Consider the following 22,267-nt stretch of genomic DNA (forward strand, 5'->3'; position numbering starts at 1 on the left):
GGCGACAAAGGAGCGTTATGAGCAAGATACTGGTCATAGACGACGAAAAGCCCACGCTTTCCATGTTTAAGCTCTTCCTCGGGGCCTATGGCTACGAGGTGCTGACCGCGGAAAGCGGCGAGGCGGGACTCGAAGTCTTCGTGCGCGAGCATCCGCCCATCGTCCTCACGGATATCAAGATGCCGGGCATGGACGGTCTGCACGTCCTCAAGCGCATCAAGGAGATCGACCCCTTCGCGGAGGTCATCGTCATCACCGGGCATGGCGACATGGACATCGCCATCACGGCGCTCAATCTGAACGCCACGGATTTCATCAACAAGCCCATCCAGCGTGGCGATCTCGACGCCGCGCTCCGGCGCGCCGAGGAGCGGTTGCAGCTCCTGCGCGACAAGGAGGAGGAAGTGGCCTCGCGCGACCTCGGCTATGCCGTGGTCATCGACGTGAAGGGCAACATCACTTCCCGCTCCGAGCCGTTTCTGATAGCAGAATATGAGAAGGCCGCCGCCTCGGGCGGGAGCATCGTCATGCGCTTCGACGATAATTCGTCCATCAACGGCGCGGGCATCGCGGTGCTCATCCAGCTTTTTTCGGAAAGCGAGAAGCAGGGGCAGGCCGTGGCCATTGCGGGGCTGTCGGAGAACTTCCGCAAGGTCTTCGACATGGTCGGCATCACACGTTTCGCCGCCATCTACGACACCGAGGAGGAGGCCCTGACCGCACTCGGCGCGTGAACACGGCGGCTTCGAGGGAGGAGCCATGCTATCCGCGACCTCTTGGAAACGAATGCTTGCGCACGGATGCCTGTGCGCCATGCTCGTGAGTTGTCTCTTCGCCGTGGCTTTGGCCGCCGAACTTCCCGTGGAGGGCGGCTCCCTCGGCGCACTTCGTCTTCCCGCACCAGCCATTCCCGCCGAGAGCGCCTATCTCGGTGTTCCGTCCGGTGAATCCTTTGCCTTTTCCGACCTCAAGGCTGATCTTGTCGTCATTGAGGTCATCGGCGTGTACTGTCCCATCTGTCATGAGCAAGCCCCCGCATTGCGTAGCCTTTTCCGGTCGCTCCAACGCGACGGCGCGCTGAATGGACGCGTGTGTTTTTTGGCGCTGGCCAGCGGAGCCACGGAGCTTGAGGTCGCGGCCGTGCGCAAGGAGCACCGCGCGGAGTATCCCATCCTGCGCGACGAGGACTATTCGGTGCACAAGAACCTTGGCGAACCCAAGACGCCGTTCCTGATCCTCGCCGACGCTTCGGGCAAGGTGCTCCATACCCATCTCGGCAGGCTGGAATCTCCCGAGGCGTTCCTGAAGATTCTGCACGAGCGACTGCCGTAGGGGCTTTGCATGGACGAGGGTGCGCGAAGACAGGATTGCGGGGATTTTCCCGACACACCGGGGGCCTCGCGCGAGCGCCACATGGCGCATCTGCGGGCCCTGTACGATCTGTCACGTGAACTGGCGGCCATCTCCGACATGCGCGGGGTGGCCGCTTCGTTTCTCGGCCATGCCCTGCGGGCGCTTGGTATGTCGCATGGTGTGGTGCTGCTGCACGGAGCCGAGGGGGCGGAGAGTCTCTTCGTTCAAAAGGGCTTCGAGGATGCCGAGGGGCGGCGGCTACTGCAAGGGCGGGATGCGCTTCTGGCGTACGCCAAGGACCGGGAAGCCCTGCCCGGAGAGGACGTTCGCCTTTCCCCATCTGAATCATCATTTCCCCTTCCTGCCGACATCTGCATCAGCTCCTCGTGGCTTGGAGCCGATGGCGAGGCGGGGTTCTTCGCGTTCGGTCTGCGTGGCTGCGCTTCGCCGCCCGGTCCGGACGACGCGGAATTCATCCGCAATCTTACGCTGGTCCTCGCGGGTGCGCTCGACCGAGCCGCGCAGGGGGGCGTCATCGAGCGTCTCAATCGCACGCTCGAAGCTGGGAATCGGGAACTTGCGGATTTGAATTACGATCTTGAGCGGCGCAACAGGGAACTGGTGGAGCTACTGGAAGAGGTGTCGCAGTGTCGCATCGAGGTCGGCAGCATTCAGGAATCACGCGAGCGCATCCTGTCCGCCGTCCGCCGTGAAACGTCGCGCCTCGGCCGTGTGCGGGCCATGGATTTCGTCTTCGTGCTCATTGTCTCGCTGTGTCTGGGGCTGCTGTTCAACAGCGTCAGCCCGAACCGTGTGGATATCCTGCCGCAGTCATGGTTCCGGTCGGAGGCGATGCGCATGGACGTTGACGAGGCAAAGGCCACCCACGATGCGGGGGTGCTGTTCATCGATGCCCGCCCGGCGGAATTCTTTCGCAAGGGGCGCATTCGCGGAGCGGTCAACGTCCCTGCGAATCTGTTCGATTTCATCTATTCCATGCGCCTTGCCGCGCGCTCGCGCGATGAGCGGATCGTCGTCTACGGCCACACGGTGAGTAGCGCCTACGACGATGATGTGGCGCATCTGCTTTTCGGGCGGGGCTTCACGAACGTCAGCGTTCTGTCCGGCGGGCTTTCCGGCTGGGCGGAGCGGGGATATCCGGTGGAGCCATGAAGCGTGTCGCCGCCTTTGTTGCTTCCCACGGGAACGCCCTGCTTGCGCTGGTTTTCCGGCTGTATCTCGGCGGACTGTTCATCTACGCCAGCATCTACAAGATCATGTATCCCGCCGTGTTCGCCCAGTCCGTCGCCAATTATCAGCTCGTACCTGAGATGTTTGTCGGCCTCATGGCCGTGACCCTGCCGTGGATGGAACTGGTGTGCGGCGTGCTACTTGTCGTCGGCGTGCGCGGACGCTCGGCCTGTGTGATGATCGCGGCGATGCTCACGGTATTCATGCTGGCGCTGGTCTGGGCGTTGGTCATGGACATTCCCATTGGCTGCGGCTGTTTCGACAGTCAGGAAGCCGAGGTGGGGTGGCGCACGGTGCTGCGTGATCTTGGCTGGCTACTCATGGCCGCGCACGTCTATTTCCGTGATTCCCTGTTCCATCTCGAAAACAGGTTTTCGTGGATGATTGGCGAGGAGGTGCGATGAAGGCCCGTCTGTGTGTTCTGCGGCGTCGGATCGTGGCGACGCTGATTGCGTGTCTGTGCATTGTCGCGGTCGGGTGTTTCGATGCCTCGTCGGTGGAGGGGGAATATCGCGCCGCGGGGGATGATGGCGAAGTGCGTCTCGTTCTTGAGCCGGGTGGAAGAGGGACATGGTCCACGAGCGACGTGGATGTGTTCTTCGTCTGGGATCGTCGTGGGGACCAGATCTGGCTGCATACTCGTGGCGGCGGGGTGCTGGTTGGGCGTCTGGGAGCTTCCGGGGGCATTGCCGTGGATATGCCCGACGCCGGTCGGCTGGAATTCGTCCGTGGCGAATAGCCCGGATGCCGCGTGCCGATGGCACGTGCGCGTCGGTCAGGACGCCGAGGGGCCGTCCTCGGTGGGAATGGGCAGGCTGAGGATGAAGGTCGTGCCCTTGCCGGGCGTGGATTCCACCTCGAAGCGGCCAGCGTGATTTCTGGTGATGATGGAGTAGGACACGGAAAGCCCAAGCCCCGTGCCCTCGCCCGGCGGCTTTGTGGTGAAGAACGGCTCGAAGATGCGCGAGCGGGTTTTGTCGTCCATGCCGGGGCCGTTGTCCGTGATGGTGATTCTTCCATATCTGCTGGCGAGTTCCGTCTCGATGACGATGCGCGGCGTTTCCCCGTTGGAGCCGTGTGAGGACATGGCCTGCGCCGAGTTGCGTAGCAGATTCAGCACCACCTGCTCTATCTCCGTTCGCGCAATGCGAAGCGGCGGCATGTTGTCGGCATAGCGCCGTTCGATGGAGATGTTTCTGAAATCATACTTTTTCTTGAGGTCGTAGTCCGTGGAGGCCAGCGACACGGCGTGGTCGAGGACCTCGTGCACGTTGACGATGGCCATTCCGGCGTCGCTTTTGCGGCTGAAGTCGAGCATGTTCTGGATGATGGTGGCCGCGCGTAGTCCTGATTCGCGGATACCGTCGAGCAGGCGGTCGATTTTGCGCTTTTCCATGTAGGTGTGGATGCCGTCGAGGCTGACGCCCGCTTCCTGCGCGGCTGTGACGTTGGCCGGGAAATCCGGGGAGAACCGGCGGCTGATGTTCTGCGTGCCCTGTACGATGGCCCCCAGCGGATTGTTGATCTCGTGGGCGATGCCCGCCGCGAGGCTGTTGAGGGACATCATCTTTTCCGCCTGAACCAGCGTCTGTTCCATGCGCATGAGGTCGCCGACGTCGTCGATGCGGATGACGGCGTTGGCGCCGATCTGATGCGGGAGCGGATAGACGGTCAGGTCGTACCAGCCGGTGGTTCCCGTCATGTTGAGCTGGAGCTTGTGGATGCGGATGGGGTCGCCGCTTTCCAGCGCCCTGCGGATGAGGACGTCGCTGTCCGCGAGGGCGGGGAGGGCTTCCTGCAGGTTCATTCGTTCCGCCGCCTCCTGTGTCAGCCCGGTCTGTTCGCTGGCCTTCTGGTTCCAGTGCGTGATCTTTCCGTTTTCATCCACGCCGATGAGTATGGACGGCATGGCGTTGATGACGCTTTCAAGCATGTTGCGAAGCGAAGTGAGTTCGCTTCGCGCTTCCTCGTGCATGCGGACTTCACGGGCGAGTTGCGTATTGGCGGCGGCCAGCTCGGCGGTGCGCCGTTCCACCCCGCGCTTGAGGCGGGTGTTGAACAGGGCCAGCGCGCCCGCGACGATGAGTGCGAGCAAAAGCAGTGCGCCCGTGCCGACGATGAGGCCTTTGATCCGGGACGGAAGGGGTGGCTCCAGATAGTACGAGAGAAAGAATCCGTCGATGGTGAAATCGCCCGCCACAAGGCCGAGGCGGCGGTAGGTGTTCGCGATGTTCTTCCAGCGCCCTTCATTGCTGTGCCCTATTTCCACGAGCTTGGGCTGGGTGATTTCACGCAGACGCCCGGCCTCGAAGAGCAGGGCTTCGCGCGTTTTCTGCGGATTGTACTTTGTGATGATGAGTTCCGACATCTCTTCTGGATGGTCGAAGGCGTATTCCCAGCCGCGGATGCTGGCGCGCCGGAAGGCCTCCACTCGCTTCGGGTATTCCTTTACCTCCCGCTCTGTCGTGAAGAGGCAGTCTCCATAGAAATCGATGCCATAGTCGATGGGACGGATGAGCCGCGTCAAGTGTCCGGATTGGATGAGTGGCCATGCCTCGTTGCCGATGCTTCCGACAAAGCCGTCGAGTTCGCGCCGCATGAAAAGCGCGAGGGAATCCTCGCTCTTGTTGCGGAAATCCATGTCACCGGGGGGGAGACCCTCGTTAAGCATCATGGCGAGGATTTCGGCGGATTCCGTCTGGTTTATGGCGATGCGGCGAAAGGCGAGATCCTGCGGAGAGCGGATGGTGGAGTCCTCGTGGACGAAGAGCACCCGGATGGAATGTTGGAAGATGGGGGCCACGCAGACGAGCGGTGCTCCGGCTGCGCGTTTGACGAGCAGTTCCGAGGCCAGCACGCCATAGTCGGCCCGTCCAGAGGTGACCTGATCGGCGGGATCGATGGTCGGTCCGCCGGGGACGATACGCACGTCCAGCCCTTCTTCGGCGTAGAAGCCTTTTTCCAGTGCCGCATAGTATCCCGCGAACTGGAATTGGTGGTGCCATTTGAGTTGCAGGGTCAGCGGTGGCGATAGTTCCTTCGCCAGAACCGGACGCGGGATGAATGCCGCGAGTAGTGTCGCGAGAAGCGCCGCGATCAGTACAAGGTCCGGCCAGTGCCTCACGTCGCGGCGATGCTGGGACGAGTTTTTCTTTTCGGCATGGACGTTCTGCCGAAGGAGAGAGGCGTCATGCCGATCACGAGGCGTGGGACTGGTCATTATGAAACTGTACAATTGGCGAGGGAGCGTGGCAAGGCGCATTGTCCCAATTGCCGCGGCGTTGTCATGTGATGGACGGTGCGCGGCTGGCGGACTTTCGTCGATCGCGGGCGCATGCGCATGGCGGCAGATAGGGTCTGCGGCCCGGACGCGTGGTCCGGGCCGCAGGGTTTATGGTTCAAGGTGTCTTACGACAGGTTCTTCAGCGGGGACAGCAGCTTCGCAAACATCTGCTTGCGGGTGATGCCCTTGGGATCGTGCGCTCCGGCGTCGGCGGCAAGGAACTCGTGGTAGAGCTTGGGATCAGCCTCCACGAGGTAGATGACGTTGACGTCGTCGGGGTCCACGAGCATGGCGTTCGGCTTGGACTTCTTCACCTGGGCGAGCCGCTCCTCGGCTAGCGCCAGCATGTCCTCCCGGTCACCGAAGTTCATGGTGCCGGTGGGGCAGACCTGAACACAGGCCGGAAGCAGGCCGTTGTGGACCCTGTCGATGCAGAAGTCGCACTTGGCCATGAGGCCGGTTTCGGGGTCGAAGCGCGGGATGTCGTAGGGGCAAGCCTCCCGGACTTCCTGCTTTTCGTCGTTGCCGAATGCGGCGAGGCGGTCGGTGAAGAGCACCGCGCCGGTGGTTTCGTCGCGCAGGATGGCGGTCTCGTCGTAACCGTCGGCCACCTCCTTGCAGGGCGCGATGATGCAGTGGCGGCACTGCTCGGGGAAGAACAGCCACTGTACCTTGTGCCCATTTGCGTGTTCACTGAAGCGGACGAGCTTGTAGGTGTGCACCGACAGGTCGGCCGGGTTCTGATGCGAGCCGAAGTTTCTGGTCTCCTCGGCGGGCAGTTTGTGCCACTGCTTGCAGGCCACCTGGCATCCCCGGCAGGCCGTGCAGCGAGTGAGGTCTATGAAGAATGTCTTTTCCATCCTAGTCCTCCTTTGCCTTGCGCACGTTCACCATGAATGCCTTGGTCTCGGGAATGCCCGTGTTCGGATCGCCGACGGAGGGCGAAAGCAGGTTCGCCGCGTCGCCGCCGTTCTTGGGGAATACCCAGCCGTAGTGCCACGGGATGCCGATCTGGTGGACGGTATTGCCCATGACCTTGAAGGGCCGCAGGCGCGGCGTGACGATGGCGATGGCCCACAGCTTGCCGCGCGCGCTTTCGAGGGTGACCTTGTCGCCGTTGGCGATGCCGCGCAGCTTGGCCAGTTCGGGGCTCATTTCGCAGAAGATCTGCGGCTCGGCCTCGATGAGCCATGGGGTGAAGCGGGTCATGACGCCGCTTTGCCAGTGCTCCGTGACACGGTAGGTGGAGCACACGAACGGGTACTTCGGATCGCATACGGCCTTGTATTCGTTCTTGAATTGCAGGGCCGTGGGGTTGTGGAGTTGCTTGGAGAACGGATGCCGGGAAACCGGGCACTCCATAGGCTCGTAGTACTCGGGGAACGGACCGTCGGCACGGCCGGGACCGAAGATGTGGCCGTGACCCTGCGGCTTCATGATGAAGGCGTACTTGGTGCCGGGCTTCCAGCCGCCGTCCGGCACGTCGCCGATCCACTTCTCGCCGTTCCACTGGATGACGGGCTTGTCCGGCGCGTAGGGCTTGCCTTCGAGGTCCACCGACGCGCGGTTGTAGATGATGCGGCGGTTGACGGGCCAGCACCATGCCCAGTTCGGATACAGGCCGATCTTTTCCTGCTCCGGGGTCTGGGTCTTGTCGCGGCGGGCGGCCATGTTGCCCTTGTCCGTGTAGGACTGGCAGTACAGCCAGTTGCCGGAGCAGGTGGAGCCGTCGTCCTGCAGGAAGGCGAAACTCGGCACCTGTTGGCCCTTCTTGTAGAGGGTACCCTTGATCTCCACGTCCTTCAGGAAGAAGCCATTGATGAGCTTGGCCACGGCGTGGGGGTCGAAGATGCCGTGCTCGCCGCCCCAGAGGTGGGTGCCCAGCCCGAGGATGGGCTGAACGAACTTGCCGCCTTCCTCGGCGTACAGCTCGCGGACCTTTTCCATGAGTTCAGTGATGATCTCGCCGTCGGGTCGGGTGTCGCCCCAAGGCTTGGGCCCCTGATAGCGCCACTGCATCCAGCGGCCGGAGTTGGTGATGGAGCCTTCCTTTTCGATGGACACCGCGCAGGGCAGGAAGAAGACCTCGGTCTTGATCTTCTTGGGGTCCATGTCCGGGCCATGCCAGAAGCTGCCGGTCTCGTTGTCGAAGATGTTGACGTTGACCATCCAGTCCAGCTTGGCCATGGCGTTGCGGGTCTTGTTCGAGTTGGCACCGCCGCATGCGGGGTTCTGGCCCCATGCGAAGAAGCCCTTGAACGCGCCTTTGTCCATCTCCTCGAACATGTTCAGCCACGAGTAGTTCTTGCCGTCGTCGCACTTGGGCAGCCATTCGTAGCCGGTCTCCGGCGTTGCGGAGGGGTACATGGCCTTGAGCAGGCTCACCGAGTATTTCGGGAAGTTCTGCCACCATGCGGCGCTCATGGGGTCCTTGGCACCCTTGAGGTGCGGGCCGGACATCTTGGCGTTGTAGGCGGCGAGGTCGCCGAGCGACCCCGTGGGGATGCCGAGGTAGCCGGGCAGGATGTGCCACAGCAGGCACTGGTCCGTGGAGCCCTGCACGTTGGATTCGCCGCGCAGTGCGTTCACGCCGCCGCCAGCCACGCCGATGTTGCCCAGCAGCAGCTGGATGATGGCCATGGAGCGGATGTTCTGCACGCCCACGGTGTGCTGGGTCCAGCCCATGGCGTACATGATGGTGGCGGACTTGTCCGGCTTGCCGGAGGCGGAGTAGGCCTTGTAGACCTTCAGGATGTCCGCGCGCGGGGTACCGGTGACGGCCTCCACCTTGTCCAGCGTGTAGCGGCTGAAGTGCTTCTTCAGCAGCTGGAACACGCAGCGGGGGTGTTTGAGGCTCGCATCCTTGCGCGGAACGCCTTCGGACTCGTACTCGAAGTCCCACGTGGACTTGTCGTACTTGTTGCCGTCGAAGCCGGAGAACAGGCCGTCGTCGAACTTGAAGTCCTCGCGCACGATGAAGGACGCGTTGGTGTAGTTGACGACGTATTCCTTGAAATACAGCTCGTTGTCGAGGATGTACTTGATCATGCCGCCGAGGAATCCGATGTCGGACCCGGAGCGGATGGGGGCGTAGATGTCGGCCTTGGTGGAGGTTCTGGTGAACCGCGGGTCCACGTGAATGACCGTGGCACCGTTGTCCTTGGCCTTGAGCACCCACTTGAAGGAAATCGGGTGGTTTTCGGCAGCGTTGCTGCCCATTATCAGAATGCAATCACTGTTCTTGAGGTCGATCCAGTGATTGGTCATCGCGCCGCGTCCGAACGACTCTGCCAGAGCCGCAACAGTGGCGCTGTGTCAGATACGTGCCTGGTGCTCTATGTACACCAGGCCGAGTGCGCGCAGGAACGACTGGTAGGCCCAGCATTCCTCGTTGTCGAGCGCTGCGGAGCCAACGGAGGCGATGCCGTCGCAGCGGTTGACGGTCTGTCCCTTGGCGTTGACTTCGGTGAAGCTCGCGTCGCGGGTGTCCTTGATGCGGCGGGCGATGCGTGAGAGCGCCCAGTCCCAGCCCTTCACTTCCCACTTGTCGCTGTAGGGAGCGCGGTAGAGGACGTTCTTCTCGCGGCGGTCATTCTCGCCGAGTGCCCAGATGGACGCGCCCTTGGCGCACAGGGCACCTTCGTTGACGGGATGGTCGGGGTCGCCCTCGACGTTGATGGCGCGCTGGCTCATGGTGTCCGTATGGACGATGAGTCCGCAGCCGACGGCGCAGTAACAGCAGACGGAGGTGGTCTGCTTGGCCCAGCGGGTCTTCAAGTGCTGCGCTCTCGCGGTGGTGGGCGCAAGGGATACGCCAAGTCCGCCGAATGCGGTGGCGGCGGCGCCCACGGCGGAGAGCTTGATGAACTCTCTGCGTTTCATTCCGTGTCTCCTTGTTCCGGTGTGATCGTTCAACGTCCTCGAATTTCTCGGGAAAGCCCGAGAAGCAGCCTGTAGCCCGCGGGTGCGGGCGCGCAGGTCTCATGCCATGTCGGATGCGTACGAGGTCGCACGTGGCGCACGTAGCGTGGCATGAGCAGCCTGGCCCTGGCTGCGACCGGACCAAGATCGAGGCCCAGTCCCGCAAAGGGAATCGCAGTCGGGCGGGTTGTCATCACGGCCATCACCTCCTTTCGCATAGCTATTCATAAGCCTTCAAAGGCTGTTAGGACTTATATCCTCTATAGCTACAAGCTGGGGTGGGGGCAATGCTATAGAACTTGGGTAGGGTTTGACACTACCCAGGCGGAAGCGGGCCGCACGAAAGCCGTGCTGGATCGGGGAAAGGAGTGGAAAGGTCCGGGTTGCGACGTCAGTCGATTTCCGGCGCGAAGTCGCAGAGGAAGCCGGTGAGCAGGGGGAAGAGGTCCTTGTGGCGCGAGTTGTAGCGCAGCTCCAGTTCCTTCAGATAGAGCGGGAAGCGCTGTGGCGTCACGCCGTGGAACTTGGTGAGCCGCGAACTGACGTAATGCCAGAAGCCGGGATTGTTCTCGTCGATGGGCAGCCCGTGGGGGCCGACGCGGAAGTAGTCCGCCGCCGGGTCGTTGCCCACGCAGCAGATGAGTGTGTCGTAGCGCTGGTAGCGGTCCGTGTAGATCACGTTGCCAAGGCGTACGGTCTTGAGCTGGAAGCTCAGGCTGAAGTGGAGGAGCGTTTCGAGGTCGAAGCCGGGAATGAGGTCGACGAAGGCCCACGTGCCGCGGTCCATGATGCCGAAGACCGGGGTGACCTGCTTTTCCTCGGTTGCGGAGGGAGACTGGAAGGCGCGCCCGTTCAGGGACAGCCCGAGGGGGGAATTCGGGCCGAGAAGCTGCCGTGCGTCCAGCGCATGGGCCACGATGGCGAAGCGCAAGGTGGACATGGCCTTGTAGGCCGTGTTGTATGAGATGCCCAGTTCCTTGGACGCCGTGCGCGCCGTGGTTTCGGTTTCGAAGAGCTGGACGAGGCGCAGCCACTGCGTGCAGGAGAGGTTGCAGTTGTTGATCCAGCGTCCGCTGAAGTCGTGGAACGTGTAGCGGCAACGGGCGCAACGTCGCCTGCCGTTGTTCAGACGGTAGTTGCGCCGACTGCGGCAGCGCGGGCAGAAGCGCTGGTGGTTCTTCCAGCAGAACTTCAGCAGATAGCGCCGCGCCGCCGCCTCGTCGACGAAGATTTCGTCCGGGATTGCCGTTTCCAGTTCCTGCTGCACGCTAGCCGCCGATGGATGACATGACCTTGGAGCACACGGAATTGCCGAGCAGACGCTTTTCGAGGAGCTTGTAGCCCAGCGGTTTGTGCTGCGTTGCCAGCCGCATCACGCGCAGGAGCGCCTCGTTGCCGAGGCGGGGAGAACGCAGGATGGGGCGCAGGCGGTATTCCTTGTCCGAGAACAGGCAGGTGCGCAGCCTGCCGTCGGAGGTGATGCGCAGCCGATTGCAGGTGTCGCAGAAGTGGTCGGACATGGCGGAGATGACGCCGATGCGGCCGAGGCCGTCCTTGATCTCGTAGATGCGAGCCGGGCCGTCGTTGATGGCGTGCTTCGGCACGGGGGTGATGTCCGCCACGGCGGAGACCGCCGCGATGATGTCGCGGGCGGGCAGGGCGTATTCCTTCTTCCAGTGCGAACATCCGCCGATGGGCATGAATTCGATGAAGCGCACGTCCACCGGGCGGGTCTTCGCGAACTCGGTGAAGGCGGCGATTTCGTCGTCGTTGATGCCCTTCATGGCCACGGCGTTGATCTTGACCGTCAGCCCGTAGTGCAGACAGTCGTCGATGGCCTGCAGGACGCGGTCGTGGAAGTCGCGGCCCGTGACATGCGCGAAGCGCTCGGGCTTGAGCGTGTCGAGGGAGATGTTGATGCGCTGGATGCCGAGGTGCTTGAGCGCGGGCACCTTGCCGCCGAGCAGTGTGCCGTTGGTGGTGATGCGCACGTCAAGGCCGGGACACTCCTCACGCAGCATGCCGAGAAAGGCGAGGAAATCCCGGCGCACGAAGGGCTCTCCGCCGGTCAGCCGGAGCTTGGTCACGTCCATGGTCTGCGCGGCCTGAACGAGACGGAGCATTTCCTCGTAGCTCAGGATGTTCGAGTGGTCGATGAAGCATTCCTCGCCGTCGGTGCGGCAGTAGAAGCACTTGAGATTGCAGCGGTCCGTCACGGAAAGCCTGATGTAGCTGACTGTGCGGCCGTGACCGTCGTGGATCATGGTGGACTCCCTCTTCCGTATCGTTCGTTCCGGCGCTGGCCGGAGGGCATTGTCTGTTCGCGGATGGTCGTTTCAGTGTGTGGTGACGTCCGTGAAGGAATCTGTCGCCCGCCGGGGGCGTCATGTCAATCCCGGTGCCGCCGTCAGCTTGGTAGCCGGTGGTTTTCCACCTGTCGCAGCATGGCGAGATCGGCCGGGAAGTTGATGTTGAAGAAGACGGCGGCTTCGCTGCGCGAGTAGGGCACGTGGTGGCGAAGCTCCGGCGGGATGGCCCGGCTGAGTTTGTAGATGCCGTCGCGCATGGCCTGCTCCAGCAGCGGTATGGCCTGTGGCGTGTACACGGACACCAGCGACTCGATGTAGCCGGTTTCCTCCTGACGGAAGGTGGTCATCACCGCATGTGGCGGGCGTTGCGCCTCGGCCGCCAGCAGGCGCGCCACGGTCGGGGCGTCGAGCATGGGCAGGTCGCAAGCGAGTACCAGCAGTGGACGGCCAAAGGCGCGAAGGCCTGTGAGGATGCCGCCCATGGGGCCAACTCCGGCCGTGTCGTCCGGTAGCCACGGGGCGCAGACGCCGAGTTCCGCCGGGTCGCGGCCCGAGACGCAGACCTCGCGGCACAGGCTGCCCGCCAGCTCGATCATGCGCGAGAGCATGGTCTTCCCCGAGAAGTGTAGCCCGACCTTGTCCAGCCCCAACCGGGTGCTCTTGCCGCCAGCGAGGACCAGCGCGGGAATGTCGCATTGCGTCATGGCCTGCCTCCGGGGTGTTGCGGGTCGAGGATGCGGCCCGCCGGGTCCGTGAAGACCGTGAAGCGTATCTCGCGGGCGAATCCCGCCAGCGCCATGCCTGCCGTGCGCGCGGTAGCGAGGCCAGAGGTGGTTACCGCGCTACGGCTGACCATGGCCGCAAAGCCGCAGGCCGTGGCCTTGTGCACCAGCGAAGCCGTGGCCCGTGCCGAGACGAAGAGAAACATGCCGTCGAGGCGGGTGGCGTTTTCCACGCTCCAGCCCGCGAGGCGGTCGATGCAGTTGTGCCTGCCGATGTCCTCGGCCTGCGCGACGAAGGCCTGCGTGGCCGGATTCCAGACCGCCGCGCGGTGGAAACATCCCGTGGCCTCCCAGCGCCCTTCGCCCGCGATGAATTCCGTCATGCACGCGAGGATGCGTTCGGCATCGACGGATGCGGGCGGCGCATCGGCAAGCCGTCGCGTGTCCGAAACGGGGGCGAGCGTCCACTCGTCACCATTGCGGGCGGTCACGTGCGGCATTTCTCCCGGGGCACACAGCTCCAGCATGGCGTGCCCGAGGGCCAGTCTCGACAGATTCTCCGGAAAGGCCAGCAGGCGGACGGCGGGCCGGTCCGGCCAGCGAAGACACAATTCGGCCTCCGGCGTGACGACGTCCGTGAAGTCGCGCCATGCGCCGTTTTTGAATTGTCGGCAGGCCACTTCGTGCAGCCCGGAGCCTTCCCGTTCCATTTGTGCGTGTGTGGAAGAATGCGAGGGCATGCCGTTGTCTCCGGTTCAGAAGCCGAGGCTGGACAGCGTGGGGCGCGTGTAGCCTTCCTCCGCAGCCAAAAGGTCTAGCGTCAGCGAATCGAGATCGTCGATGAGCGGCATGGTCTTGCGATCCATCGCCCGGAAGTCCGCGCACTTGATGTACATCTTGCACGAGTCGCAGACGTCGACCCGGTAGCCGTCCTCGCCCTCCGCCGTGAAGTAGGCCAGCTTTTCCATGTCGTCCTCGCCGCAGAAGGGGCAGCTCAACCGGGCGATGCGGTAGGTGGTCTGGCAGAAGGAGCAGGTGGCGTGGCGGAACCCTTCCTTGCCGCGAAGCTCCGTTATGAAGGGCAGACTCCCGCAAACCGGGCAGGGGCCAGGCGCATGGCTGATTTCGAGGTCCATGCCCTCGGCGGCCTGTTCGGCGGCCTCGTTCAGCCCCGGAGCCATGGAGGACTGGATGAGGAATTTCATGCAGTTCGGAGCCTTGGGTGTCTTTTCCGCCCAGAGCGCGAAGCGGGATTCGTCGTCGGCGAGGCGGGCGGAGAACAGGGAGCCGAGGTCGAGGTCCGTGCGCGAATCCCGGATGAGGCGGGCGGCGTCGGCCAGTGGACCGGAAAGGGGAAGAAGGAGCGCGATGAATTCGTCGAAGAGGCGGGCGGACAGTTCCGCGTCGAAGGGGAAGCGCTCCCGCAGGAGCAGGGGAATGCCCGGACCACGCTGTTCTGGCGGGGTGAGCATGTCTTCCGTGACGCGGACGTTCGCCTCGGCGCGTGCGGTTATTTGCCGCTGGTGGACATCGTGGACGAGGTTCGCGAGAACGTCGGGGATGTGGGTCCTTTCACGCAGCAGTCGGAACCGGATATCGAGCAGTCTGAGTCGTGCTTGCGGATCGAATGGCATTGTCGGATCACCTGCGCGGAGGCGGTTGTAAGATTGAATTTCCTCAACACAATACACTTTTTCGATGGAAAAGACCAATACCTCATCAACACTCTGAATTTTAATATGAAAAGAGTGGCGTTCGAGGGAAAATCGTCATGATGGCTGGTGCCAAACCTTGCGCATATCTCTCTGAGGTGGACTTTGGCTTCGCAAGTCAATACAGGTAGTCATATAAGTAGAGCTTTCAAGTAGGTTTTAAAAACGGAAAATAACGACCAGAAAGGAGTGGAAAGGTGAAAAAACGACTGCTGCTCATTCTCGCTTTGGTGCTCGTATCCGCTCTGTCGCTGCCCGTGCTGGCGCAGGCGCAGACCCCCGTTCTGATGATGGCCACGACCACCAGCACCGACAACACGGGCTTGCTCGACGTGCTGGCTCCCGTCTTCCAGCAGGAGACGGGCATTGAACTGCGCTGGACCGCCGTGGGAACCGGCAAGGCCCTCGCCATGGGGCGCAACTGCGACGTGGACGTGCTGCTCGTGCACGCTCCGGCGGCGGAGAAACAGTTCGTGGATGAGGGATACGGCGTGGACCGCACCGAGATCATGTACAACGATTTCGTGATCATCGGCCCCGAGAGCGACCCCGCAGGCGTGCGCGGCCGTACTGTCGTTGAGTCCATGAAGACCATCGCGGAGAAGAAGATCGACTTCGTCAGCCGTGGCGACAACTCCGGCACCCACAAGAAGGAGCTTTCCCTGTGGAAGGCCGCCGGAATGGCCGTGCCCGACAAGGCTCCGTGGTACGTGCAGACCGGTCAGGGCATGATCTCCACCATCAACGTCGCGGCCGAGCGCAATGGTTACACCATGACTGACCGTGGCACCTACATCAAGTACGAGGCCACCAACAACGGCGACGCCCCGTTGAAAATCATCGTGGAAGGCGATAAGGCTCTGTTCAACCAGTACAGCGTGCTGTGTGTGAATCCCGAGAAGTGCGCCAAGGTCAAGTACGACCTCGCCACCCGTTTCCGGGAGTGGATGGCTTCCGCCCCCACCCAGCAGCGCATCGCCGAGTTCCGCCTGCTCGGCAAGCAGCTCTTCACCCCCAACGCCCGCTAGTCGGACGCGGTAGAGAGCACATCGACCGAATCGACGGCCGGGCGGCGCAGTGCGCGGCCCGGCCTTTTTTTCGCCAGAACCCCGTGCCGGTTTTTCCCGGACGCCTACGGAGAACCATGGATTACCTTCTGGACGGACTTGTCAGGGCCTTCGTGCTCCTCTTCTCCCTCGATCCCGAGACCTATTCCGCCATCAGGACCACGGTCGTCGTGTCGTCGCTGTCCATTGCGGGCAGCATGATCCTTGGCGCGCCGCTGGGCTTTCTGCTCGGGCACTCCACGTTTCCCGGCAAGCGCGGGGTGCGTATGGTGGTGGACACGCTTTTGTCCTTTCCCACGGTGGTCATCGGGCTTCTGGTCTATGCCATGCTGTCGCGTCGCGGTCCGTTCGGCGAATTGGAACTGCTGTTCACGCTGCCGGGCATCGCGTTGGGGCAGGTGATGCTCGGGCTGCCCATCGTCGTAGCCATGACCGCCACGGCCGTGGAGAACATGGACCGGCGATTGCGGCTGACGCTGGAGACCCTTGGCGCGTCGCCCCGACAGGTGCTGGCCACCACCCTCTGGGAGGCGCGCTATCATCTCGCGTTGGCGGCGGTGGCCGCGTACGGGCGCATCGTGTCCGAGGTGGGCATTTCGATGATGGTCGGCGGGAACATCAAGTGGCACACCCGCACTATTACCACGGCCATCGCGCTGGAGACGGGCAAGGGGCAGTTCGCCATGGGCATTGCCCTCGGGCTGGTGCTCCTGTTCATCGCCTTCGGCGTCAACCTTTCCGTTTCCGGCCTGCGACGGCTAGCGGAGTACGACCGATGAGCGCCATCTACGAACTGGACAACGTGCGGCAGGTGTACGCCGGGCGCACCGTGCTCGACGTGGAATCGCTTCGCATCGGCGAGCGCCGCATCGTGGGCGTGGCCGGTCCCAACGGCAGCGGCAAGTCGACCCTTATGCGTATTCTGGCCTTTCTGGAGCGCCCGGAGCGCGGGACGATCCGATTCGCCGGGCAGGTGTGCGCGGAAAATGGCAACGGCGTGCGGCGCAAGGTGACCCTGCTGACGCAGGAGCCGTATCTCCTCAAGCGCTCCGTGGAGGGCAACGTGGCCTATGGGCTTGCCGTTCGCGGCGAGCCGCACGATGCCGAGCGCGTGGGGCGTGCGTTGGACATGGTGGGCCTTGCTCCAGAGAAGTTCCTGCGCCGAAGCTGGCGGGAGCTTTCCGGCGGCGAGGCGCAACGTGTGGCCCTTGCCGCGCGGCTCGTGCTGCGGCCCCGCGTGCTGCTGCTCGACGAGCCGACGGCCAGCCTCGACGAGGAGAGCGCGAAGCGCATCATGGGCGCGGCGCAGGCCGCGCGCGACGACTGGGGCGCGACCATCGTCGTGGTCAGCCATGATCGCGATTGGCTGGGCGAGGTGGCCGACGAGACCATCCGCATGCGCGAGGGACGCATCGTGAGCTAGTTTCCCCTTTCGTTTTCAGGACAGCCGGTACTGTGAAGCATGAAGCCGCACCGCGTTTCAAAACGCGATGCGGCTTTTGTATGTCCGAGGACCTGTGTGTCGGAATCGGTCTGTTTGGGTGTGTTTTGGCGATGATGATCCCAACGCTATGAATTCGAACGAAAAATTTGACCGTGGATTCGCTGGAGTGCTATGCCGATGAGGCCCTTTGCGTCGTATGTGGCGCATGGGTTCCGCAAACCGGCAAGCATGAGAAAGCACAAGGAGTCACACGTGAAATTCGTAGCCGCTCGTATCCTTTGTGTCGCCGCGCTGGCGGCGTTCACCGTTGCGATGGCAGCCCCCGCAGCGTTCGCCGAGCCGAAGGGCCAGTTGATCATCTTCCATGCGGGCAGTCTGTCCGTGCCCTTCAAGGCCATGGAGCAGGAGTTCGAAGCCCGCTATCCCGGCGTGGATGTCCTGCGCGAGGCCGGTGGCAGCACCAAGCTCGCGCGGATGATTTCCGAGCTGGGCAAGCCCGCCGACATCATGGCCTCCGCCGACTTCGTCGTTATCGACAAGACTCTCGTACCCGGCTTCGCCGACGCCAACGTGCGCTTCGCCAGCAACCAGTTGGTGCTGTGCTACACGGACAAGAGCCGCTATGCCTCGGAGATCACCCCCGAGAACTGGATGGACATCCTCCTGCGCAAGGACGTGGTGTGGGGACATTCCGATCCCAACCTCGACCCCTGCGGCTACCGCAGCGTGATGGTGCTTCAGCTCGCCGAGAAGTTCTACGGCCGCAAGGGGCTGTACGAGGCGCTGCTGGCCAACCGTCCGCAGGAGAACATCCGGCCCAAGTCCGTGGAACTGATTTCCCTGCTCGAAAGCGGCAACATGGACTACGCGTGGGAGTACCTCTCCGTGGCCGTCCAGCATGGCCTGAAGTATGTGGCCCTCAACGACCACATCAATCTTGGCAACTACAAGATGGACCCCTTCTACGCGCAGGCCGAGGTTGAGGTTACCGGCAAGAAGCCCGGAACCTTCATTACCCGCAAGGGCTCGTCCTGCACCTACGGCGTGACCATTCTGCGTGACGCTCCCAACCGTGAGGCTGCCGAGGCCTTCATGGCCTATCTGCTCGACCCCGAGGGAGGTCTGCGCATCCTGCGCGAGATGGGCCAGCCGCCGTTCATTCCCGCCCGCGTGCCCTCGCAGGAGATGAAGGACAAGCTTCCGGCGGGCATCGCCAAGCTGGTCGAGGTCCGCGATTAGGTTTCCGATGACCGACAAAGCAGCTTCATTCCCGTTCCGCCGGAAAGTGGGCGCGTATGCGCTCCCGCTTTCCGGCGGCGTGTTTCCATGGCTGTGCGGCGCGTGCGGCGCGGTGGTCATGGCCTTCATCCTGCTGCCGCTCTACGAGATGATCTCGCAGCCAAGCCTCGAAGCGCTGACCGAGGCCGCGAGCGATCCCGAAGTGCGCCAGTCCATACTGCTCTCGATATGGACGTCCGGGGCCGCCTCCGCCGCCGTGTTCGCGCTGGGGACGCCGCTGGCGTGGCTCCTCGCGCGGGCGTCGTTTCCGGGGCGCAAGCTTGTGGAGAGCGTCATTGACCTGCCGATCATGCTGCCGCATCCGGTGGTGGGCATCGCGCTGTTGAGCATCGCCGGGCGCGGGCACTGGCTGGGTGATGCGCTGGGCGCGGCGGGGCTGCGCCTCATGGGCACATCCTTTGGCATTGTGGTGGTCATGGCCTTTGTGGGCTTGCCCTTTTACGTGAGCGCGGCCAAGAGCGGCTTCGAGGGCGTGCCCGCGCGGCTGGAAAACGTGTCGCGCAGTCTTGGTGCCGGGTGCGCGGCGACGTTTCTGCGCGTCACGGTTCCGCTGTGCTGGCGGCACATGCTGGCCGGGTTCATCATGTGCATGGCGCGGGCGGTGAGCGAGTTCGGGGCCATCATCATCGTCGCCTACCATCCCCGCGTGGCACCGGTGCTCATGTACGAGCGCTTCACGGCCTATGGTCTGCGCTATTCGCAGCCCGTGGCGGTGTGGCTCATCGCCGTGTGTCTCGTGCTGTTCCTGCTTCTGCGCGTGGTGACGCAGCCATCGAGGAGGGCCGCATGATCCGTATGGAGCATCTGGATATCGTCCTGCCGGGCTTTTGCGTGCGCGACGTGAATCTGGACGTGGCGGATGGCGAGTTCTTCGCCCTTATCGGGCCGACTGGGTCGGGCAAGTCGCTGGTGCTGGAGTCCGTGGCCGGGCTGGTGCCGCAGGCGCGCGGGCGCATCACCGTGGCCGGGCGCGACGTGACGGCCCTGCCGCCAGAGCGGCGCGGCGTGGGCATCGTCTATCAGGACAACGCGCTGTTCCCGCATCTGTCGGTCATGGAGAACATCACCTATGGCCTGCGCTATCACCGCCTTGCCGGTGACGAGGCCGCGCGGCGCGTAGAGTGGCTGGTGGATGTCCTCGGCCTGTCGCGCATTCGTGAGCGGGGTGTGTGCAATCTTTCCGGCGGCGAGCAGCAGCGCGTGTCGCTGGCGCGGGCCTTGGCCGTGAATCCGCCCGTGCTGCTTCTCGACGAACCGCTTTCCGCGCTGGACCCCAACTTTCGCGAGGAGATTCGCGCTCTGCTCAAGACCCTGCACGCCGAACTTGGGACCACGTTCTTCATGGTCACGCATGACTTTGCCGAGGCGCTGTTCCTCGCCGAGCGGGTGGGCGTCCTTCGTGATGGGGCGCTTGAGCAGGTGGGACCGGTGCGCGATGTGTTCTGCCGTCCTCGGACGCCTTTCGTGGCGGAGTTCGTGGGCATGAAGAATGTGTTCGAGGCGCATTTCGCACCGGGGGAGGCCGTGTTCCACGGGCTGCGCTGTCCGTTGCCGCATCCCGTGGCCGATGGATGCGGCCATGTGGCGCTACGGCCCGAGGACCTCGTGCTTTCGCGCGACGGTGGCATTCCCGATCATTACGTGCGTTATGAGGGAAACGTGCGCACCGTGTGCGACCTCGGTTTCGTGTACGAGGTCGCCGTGCGTTGCGGCAGTGCGGATTTTCGAGCACTCATGGACCGGCGCAGTCTCATGGAATCCGACATCCGCAGTGGCGACGCGGTGAGCGTGGGCTTCTCCGCCGGGGCCGTGCATGCATTCTGATGCATAACCGTTCGGAATCGCTGGCGGGTGTTGCCTTGTGCCGGTGTTCCCGGTACAGGTTCGGAAAGTCTTGAACCGCAAGCGGGAGAATCACGCATGATTGCTGTAAGCATTGTGGGATACAAGGACACGGGCAAGACCACCCTTGCGGTGGCCCTTGGCGAGGAACTGAAGAGCCGCGGCGTGCGCGTGGCGGCTGCGAAGTTCACGCATCACGGCCTCGACGGCGCGGACACGGACACCGACCGCCTGCGCGAAACCTACGGCGTGTGTGCCGGGCTGAGCGACAGCGGCGCTGCGTTGTTCTGGAAAGGCAAGCGCTATCTGCCCGACATTGCACCACTCCTGGACTGCGACGTGCTGGTGGTCGAGGGCGGCAAGAGCCTCGGCTGGCTGCCGCGCGTTATGCTCCTGCGCAGCATCGCCGACGCCGGGGCGCTGGATCAGGGCCTTGCGCTGGCGAGCTACGGCACTATCGCCGTTCCGGACATGACCAACGTCACGGACGTGGTCACGCTGGCGGATCTGGTGCTGGCGCGGGGCTTCGCTCTGCCAGGGCTGGATTGTGGGTCCTGTGGCCGCAAGGACTGCGCCGCCCTTGCCCGCGAGATCGTGGAGGGCAAGGCCACGCCCGATCAGTGCCGCGCCCGCAAGGGCAGCGTCTCCGTGAGCGTCGGCGGCGTGCCGGTGCCCATGAACGGTTTCGTCAGCGATCTCTTTTCCGGTGCCATCATGGGCATGCTGCGCCAACTCAAGGGCGTCTCGTCCGGCGACGTGGAGATCACCATCAAGAGCTGACGCTTCATTGTTTTTTTGTCGTTTCGCCCAAAGAAAAAGCCCCGGTTGTGCCGGGGCTTTTCCTTTGGAGGCAGACAAATGATATGGAAATCCCTCGGGCTGTACGCGTGGGGGATTTCTTTTTGTGACGGGTGGGATGCGCGGGGTAACGTTTTTCTGCCGAAGATTGCCTTTGCCTGCGGGAATTCATACTCTTCGCGCATGAACAGGAACATAACGGTTGAATTGGTGGATGCGTTCACGTCCACGCCCGGCAAGGGAAACCGGGCGGGTGTGGTGCTGGACGCAACCGGATTGAGCGAAGCTGAGATGCAGGCTGTGGCCGCATTGGTCAACGTCTCCGAGACCGCGTTCATGATTCCGACGCCTGAGGCCGCCGATCATGAACTGCATATCCGTTATTTCACCCCGACGACGGAAGTGCCTACCTGTGGTCATGCTACCGTCGGTGCGCACCATGCCCGTGCCAGAGCACTTGGGCTGGCGGACGTCACCGTTTTCGCCAAAATTGGCGCGGGGATTCTGCCTGTGGATATCGTTGGGTCCGGTGAGGACATGAAGGTCGTCATGACTCAGGGGGAGGTGGTGTTTTCGCCACCCTACGGCAGAGAGATGGTTGATCGGATTCTTGCCGCACTTGGTTTGGAGGCTGCAGATCTGCTACCTGATCTTCCTGTGCAGGAGGTCTCCACTGGGCATTCCAAGGTGATGGTTCCCATCCGTTCCGAGGACAAGCTTGATTCCCTGACGCCGGATATGGCGGCCCTTGTCGAATGCAGTCGTGCCATACGCTGCAATGGTTTCTTTGTCTTCACACTCAATGGGCCGGATGCCCAGAACCTGACCAGCGGCAGAATGTTCGCTCCGGCGATCGGCATTGACGAGGATCCTGTTACCGGAAACGGAAACGGTCCTTGCGGGGCCTATCTGTCGCTGTACGGAAAGCTGCCTGCGCAGGATACGTTCAGGTATTGCGGCAGGCAGGGTGTGGCGATGGGGAGGGAAGGAATCATTGAGGTGACGGTACACCGCCGGAATGGCAGGCCGTATAAGGTGCAGATCGGTGGCGTGGCTGTCGGGTCTGGGCGGATGGACGTGCTCTTGATGACGTCTCCAGAGGGGGCCGTCACCGCGACGAAGGTGTAGCGTTTCAGACGCCTTCCCGCCACGTAGTCTGTTCGGGCTTGTGCCTGTGGTAGGACTTGCGATTCCGTCGTTGCGGTATTTATTTCTTATGAAGCACCCCCTGTGCGCATTGGCGCACAGGGGGTGCCGAAGTGTTGA

21 protein-coding genes are annotated in these 22,267 nt (G+C 63.1%); 13 read left to right on the forward strand and 8 right to left on the reverse strand.

Translation table 11 applies throughout. The annotated features are described in order from the left end of the window. The first annotated feature begins 17 nt into the window (after positions 1 to 17). The 5 genes from GGQ74_RS00075 to GGQ74_RS00095 all read left to right on the forward strand — a co-directional run bounded on the left by GGQ74_RS00075 (position 18) and on the right by GGQ74_RS00095 (position 3,343). Positions 18 to 734, forward strand: a complete 717-nt coding sequence (locus GGQ74_RS00075; RefSeq protein ID WP_167939516.1) for a response regulator — start codon at positions 18 to 20, stop codon at positions 732 to 734. A 52-nt stretch (positions 735 to 786) separates the two neighbouring features. After that, positions 787 to 1,332: a peroxiredoxin family protein gene (locus tag GGQ74_RS00080; RefSeq protein WP_167939517.1), complete on the forward strand. Its 546-nt coding sequence runs from the start codon at positions 787 to 789 to the stop codon at positions 1,330 to 1,332. A gap of 81 nt (positions 1,333 to 1,413) precedes the next feature. Continuing rightward, positions 1,414 to 2,526, forward strand: coding sequence for a rhodanese-like domain-containing protein (locus tag GGQ74_RS00085; RefSeq protein WP_167939518.1), 1,113 nt, complete (start codon positions 1,414 to 1,416; stop codon positions 2,524 to 2,526). Continuing rightward, complete coding sequence (locus GGQ74_RS00090) at positions 2,523 to 3,008, forward strand: MauE/DoxX family redox-associated membrane protein (protein WP_167939519.1); 486 nt, start codon at positions 2,523 to 2,525, stop codon at positions 3,006 to 3,008. Before GGQ74_RS00085 ends, GGQ74_RS00090 begins: the two co-directional genes overlap by 4 nt. Beyond that, on the forward strand, positions 3,005 to 3,343 hold the full coding sequence (locus GGQ74_RS00095; RefSeq protein ID WP_167939520.1) for a hypothetical protein: 339 nt from the start codon (positions 3,005 to 3,007) through the stop codon (positions 3,341 to 3,343). The genes GGQ74_RS00090 and GGQ74_RS00095 overlap by 4 nt, the downstream gene beginning before the upstream one ends. Positions 3,344 to 3,379: 36 nt before the next feature. Here GGQ74_RS00095 and GGQ74_RS00100 read toward each other — a convergent pair whose 3' ends face one another. The 8 genes from GGQ74_RS00100 to GGQ74_RS00135 form a co-directional block, all read right to left on the reverse strand. Beyond that, positions 3,380 to 5,728 (reverse strand): ABC transporter substrate-binding protein, encoded by a 2,349-nt coding sequence (locus tag GGQ74_RS00100; RefSeq protein ID WP_167939521.1) that lies wholly within the window; start codon positions 5,726 to 5,728, stop codon positions 3,380 to 3,382. A gap of 284 nt (positions 5,729 to 6,012) precedes the next feature. Then, positions 6,013 to 6,747: a 4Fe-4S dicluster domain-containing protein gene (locus GGQ74_RS00105; RefSeq protein ID WP_167939522.1), complete on the reverse strand. Its 735-nt coding sequence runs from the start codon at positions 6,745 to 6,747 to the stop codon at positions 6,013 to 6,015. Position 6,748: 1 nt separating this feature from the next. Next, positions 6,749 to 9,769 carry a formate dehydrogenase-N subunit alpha gene (gene fdnG / locus GGQ74_RS00110; protein WP_167939523.1) on the reverse strand — a complete coding sequence of 1,007 codons (3,021 nt, stop codon included), beginning with the start codon at positions 9,767 to 9,769 and terminating at the stop codon, positions 6,749 to 6,751. 430 nt (positions 9,770 to 10,199) lie between these two features. Then, complete coding sequence (locus GGQ74_RS00115; RefSeq protein ID WP_342448558.1) at positions 10,200 to 11,075, reverse strand: transposase; 876 nt, start codon at positions 11,073 to 11,075, stop codon at positions 10,200 to 10,202. A gap of 1 nt (position 11,076) precedes the next feature. After that, positions 11,077 to 12,072, reverse strand: coding sequence for a GTP 3',8-cyclase MoaA (moaA, locus tag GGQ74_RS00120; protein WP_167939524.1), 996 nt, complete (start codon positions 12,070 to 12,072; stop codon positions 11,077 to 11,079). Between the two features lie 143 nt (positions 12,073 to 12,215). Further along, the gene (gene mobA / locus GGQ74_RS00125; protein ID WP_167939525.1) at positions 12,216 to 12,821 is read right to left on the reverse strand and encodes a molybdenum cofactor guanylyltransferase; all 606 of its coding nucleotides are present in this window, start codon (positions 12,819 to 12,821) and stop codon (positions 12,216 to 12,218) included. Then, a complete protein-coding gene (locus tag GGQ74_RS00130) occupies positions 12,818 to 13,579 on the reverse strand; it encodes a formate dehydrogenase accessory sulfurtransferase FdhD (protein ID WP_167939526.1) in 762 nt (253 codons plus the stop codon). The genes mobA and GGQ74_RS00130 overlap by 4 nt, the downstream gene beginning before the upstream one ends. A 15-nt stretch (positions 13,580 to 13,594) precedes the next feature. Beyond that, positions 13,595 to 14,473 (reverse strand): formate dehydrogenase accessory protein FdhE, encoded by an 879-nt coding sequence (locus GGQ74_RS00135; RefSeq protein ID WP_167939527.1) that lies wholly within the window; start codon positions 14,471 to 14,473, stop codon positions 13,595 to 13,597. 275 nt (positions 14,474 to 14,748) lie between these two features. Here GGQ74_RS00135 and GGQ74_RS00140 point away from each other — a divergent pair, with 275 nt between their 5' ends. The 8 genes from GGQ74_RS00140 (at position 14,749) to GGQ74_RS00175 (ending at position 22,129) form a co-directional block, all read left to right on the forward strand. Beyond that, positions 14,749 to 15,579 carry a substrate-binding domain-containing protein gene (locus GGQ74_RS00140; protein WP_167939528.1) on the forward strand — a complete coding sequence of 277 codons (831 nt, stop codon included), beginning with the start codon at positions 14,749 to 14,751 and terminating at the stop codon, positions 15,577 to 15,579. Positions 15,580 to 15,695: 116 nt separating this feature from the next. Next, positions 15,696 to 16,397 (forward strand): ABC transporter permease, encoded by a 702-nt coding sequence (locus GGQ74_RS00145; RefSeq protein ID WP_167939529.1) that lies wholly within the window; start codon positions 15,696 to 15,698, stop codon positions 16,395 to 16,397. After that, a complete protein-coding gene (locus GGQ74_RS00150; protein ID WP_167939530.1) occupies positions 16,394 to 17,041 on the forward strand; it encodes an energy-coupling factor ABC transporter ATP-binding protein in 648 nt (215 codons plus the stop codon). Before GGQ74_RS00145 ends, GGQ74_RS00150 begins: the two co-directional genes overlap by 4 nt. A gap of 273 nt (positions 17,042 to 17,314) precedes the next feature. Then, a complete protein-coding gene (gene wtpA / locus GGQ74_RS00155) occupies positions 17,315 to 18,301 on the forward strand; it encodes a tungstate ABC transporter substrate-binding protein WtpA (RefSeq protein WP_342448559.1) in 987 nt (328 codons plus the stop codon). Between the two features lie 7 nt (positions 18,302 to 18,308). Beyond that, positions 18,309 to 19,151, forward strand: a complete 843-nt coding sequence (locus tag GGQ74_RS00160) for an ABC transporter permease (protein WP_167939532.1) — start codon at positions 18,309 to 18,311, stop codon at positions 19,149 to 19,151. Next, positions 19,148 to 20,185, forward strand: a complete 1,038-nt coding sequence (locus tag GGQ74_RS00165; protein ID WP_167939533.1) for an ABC transporter ATP-binding protein — start codon at positions 19,148 to 19,150, stop codon at positions 20,183 to 20,185. The genes GGQ74_RS00160 and GGQ74_RS00165 overlap by 4 nt, the downstream gene beginning before the upstream one ends. Before the next feature lie 96 nt (positions 20,186 to 20,281). Next, positions 20,282 to 20,983, forward strand: a complete 702-nt coding sequence (locus tag GGQ74_RS00170) for a molybdopterin-guanine dinucleotide biosynthesis protein MobB (protein ID WP_167939534.1) — start codon at positions 20,282 to 20,284, stop codon at positions 20,981 to 20,983. Positions 20,984 to 21,061: 78 nt separating this feature from the next. After that, entirely contained in the window at positions 21,062 to 22,129 is a 1,068-nt protein-coding gene (locus GGQ74_RS00175) for a PhzF family isomerase (RefSeq protein WP_245168036.1), read from the forward strand. Positions 22,130 to 22,267: the final 138 nt, after the last annotated feature.

Origin of the sequence: Desulfobaculum xiamenense (genome assembly GCF_011927665.1) — a bacterium.
GTDB lineage: Bacteria > Desulfobacterota > Desulfovibrionia > Desulfovibrionales > Desulfovibrionaceae > Desulfobaculum > Desulfobaculum xiamenense.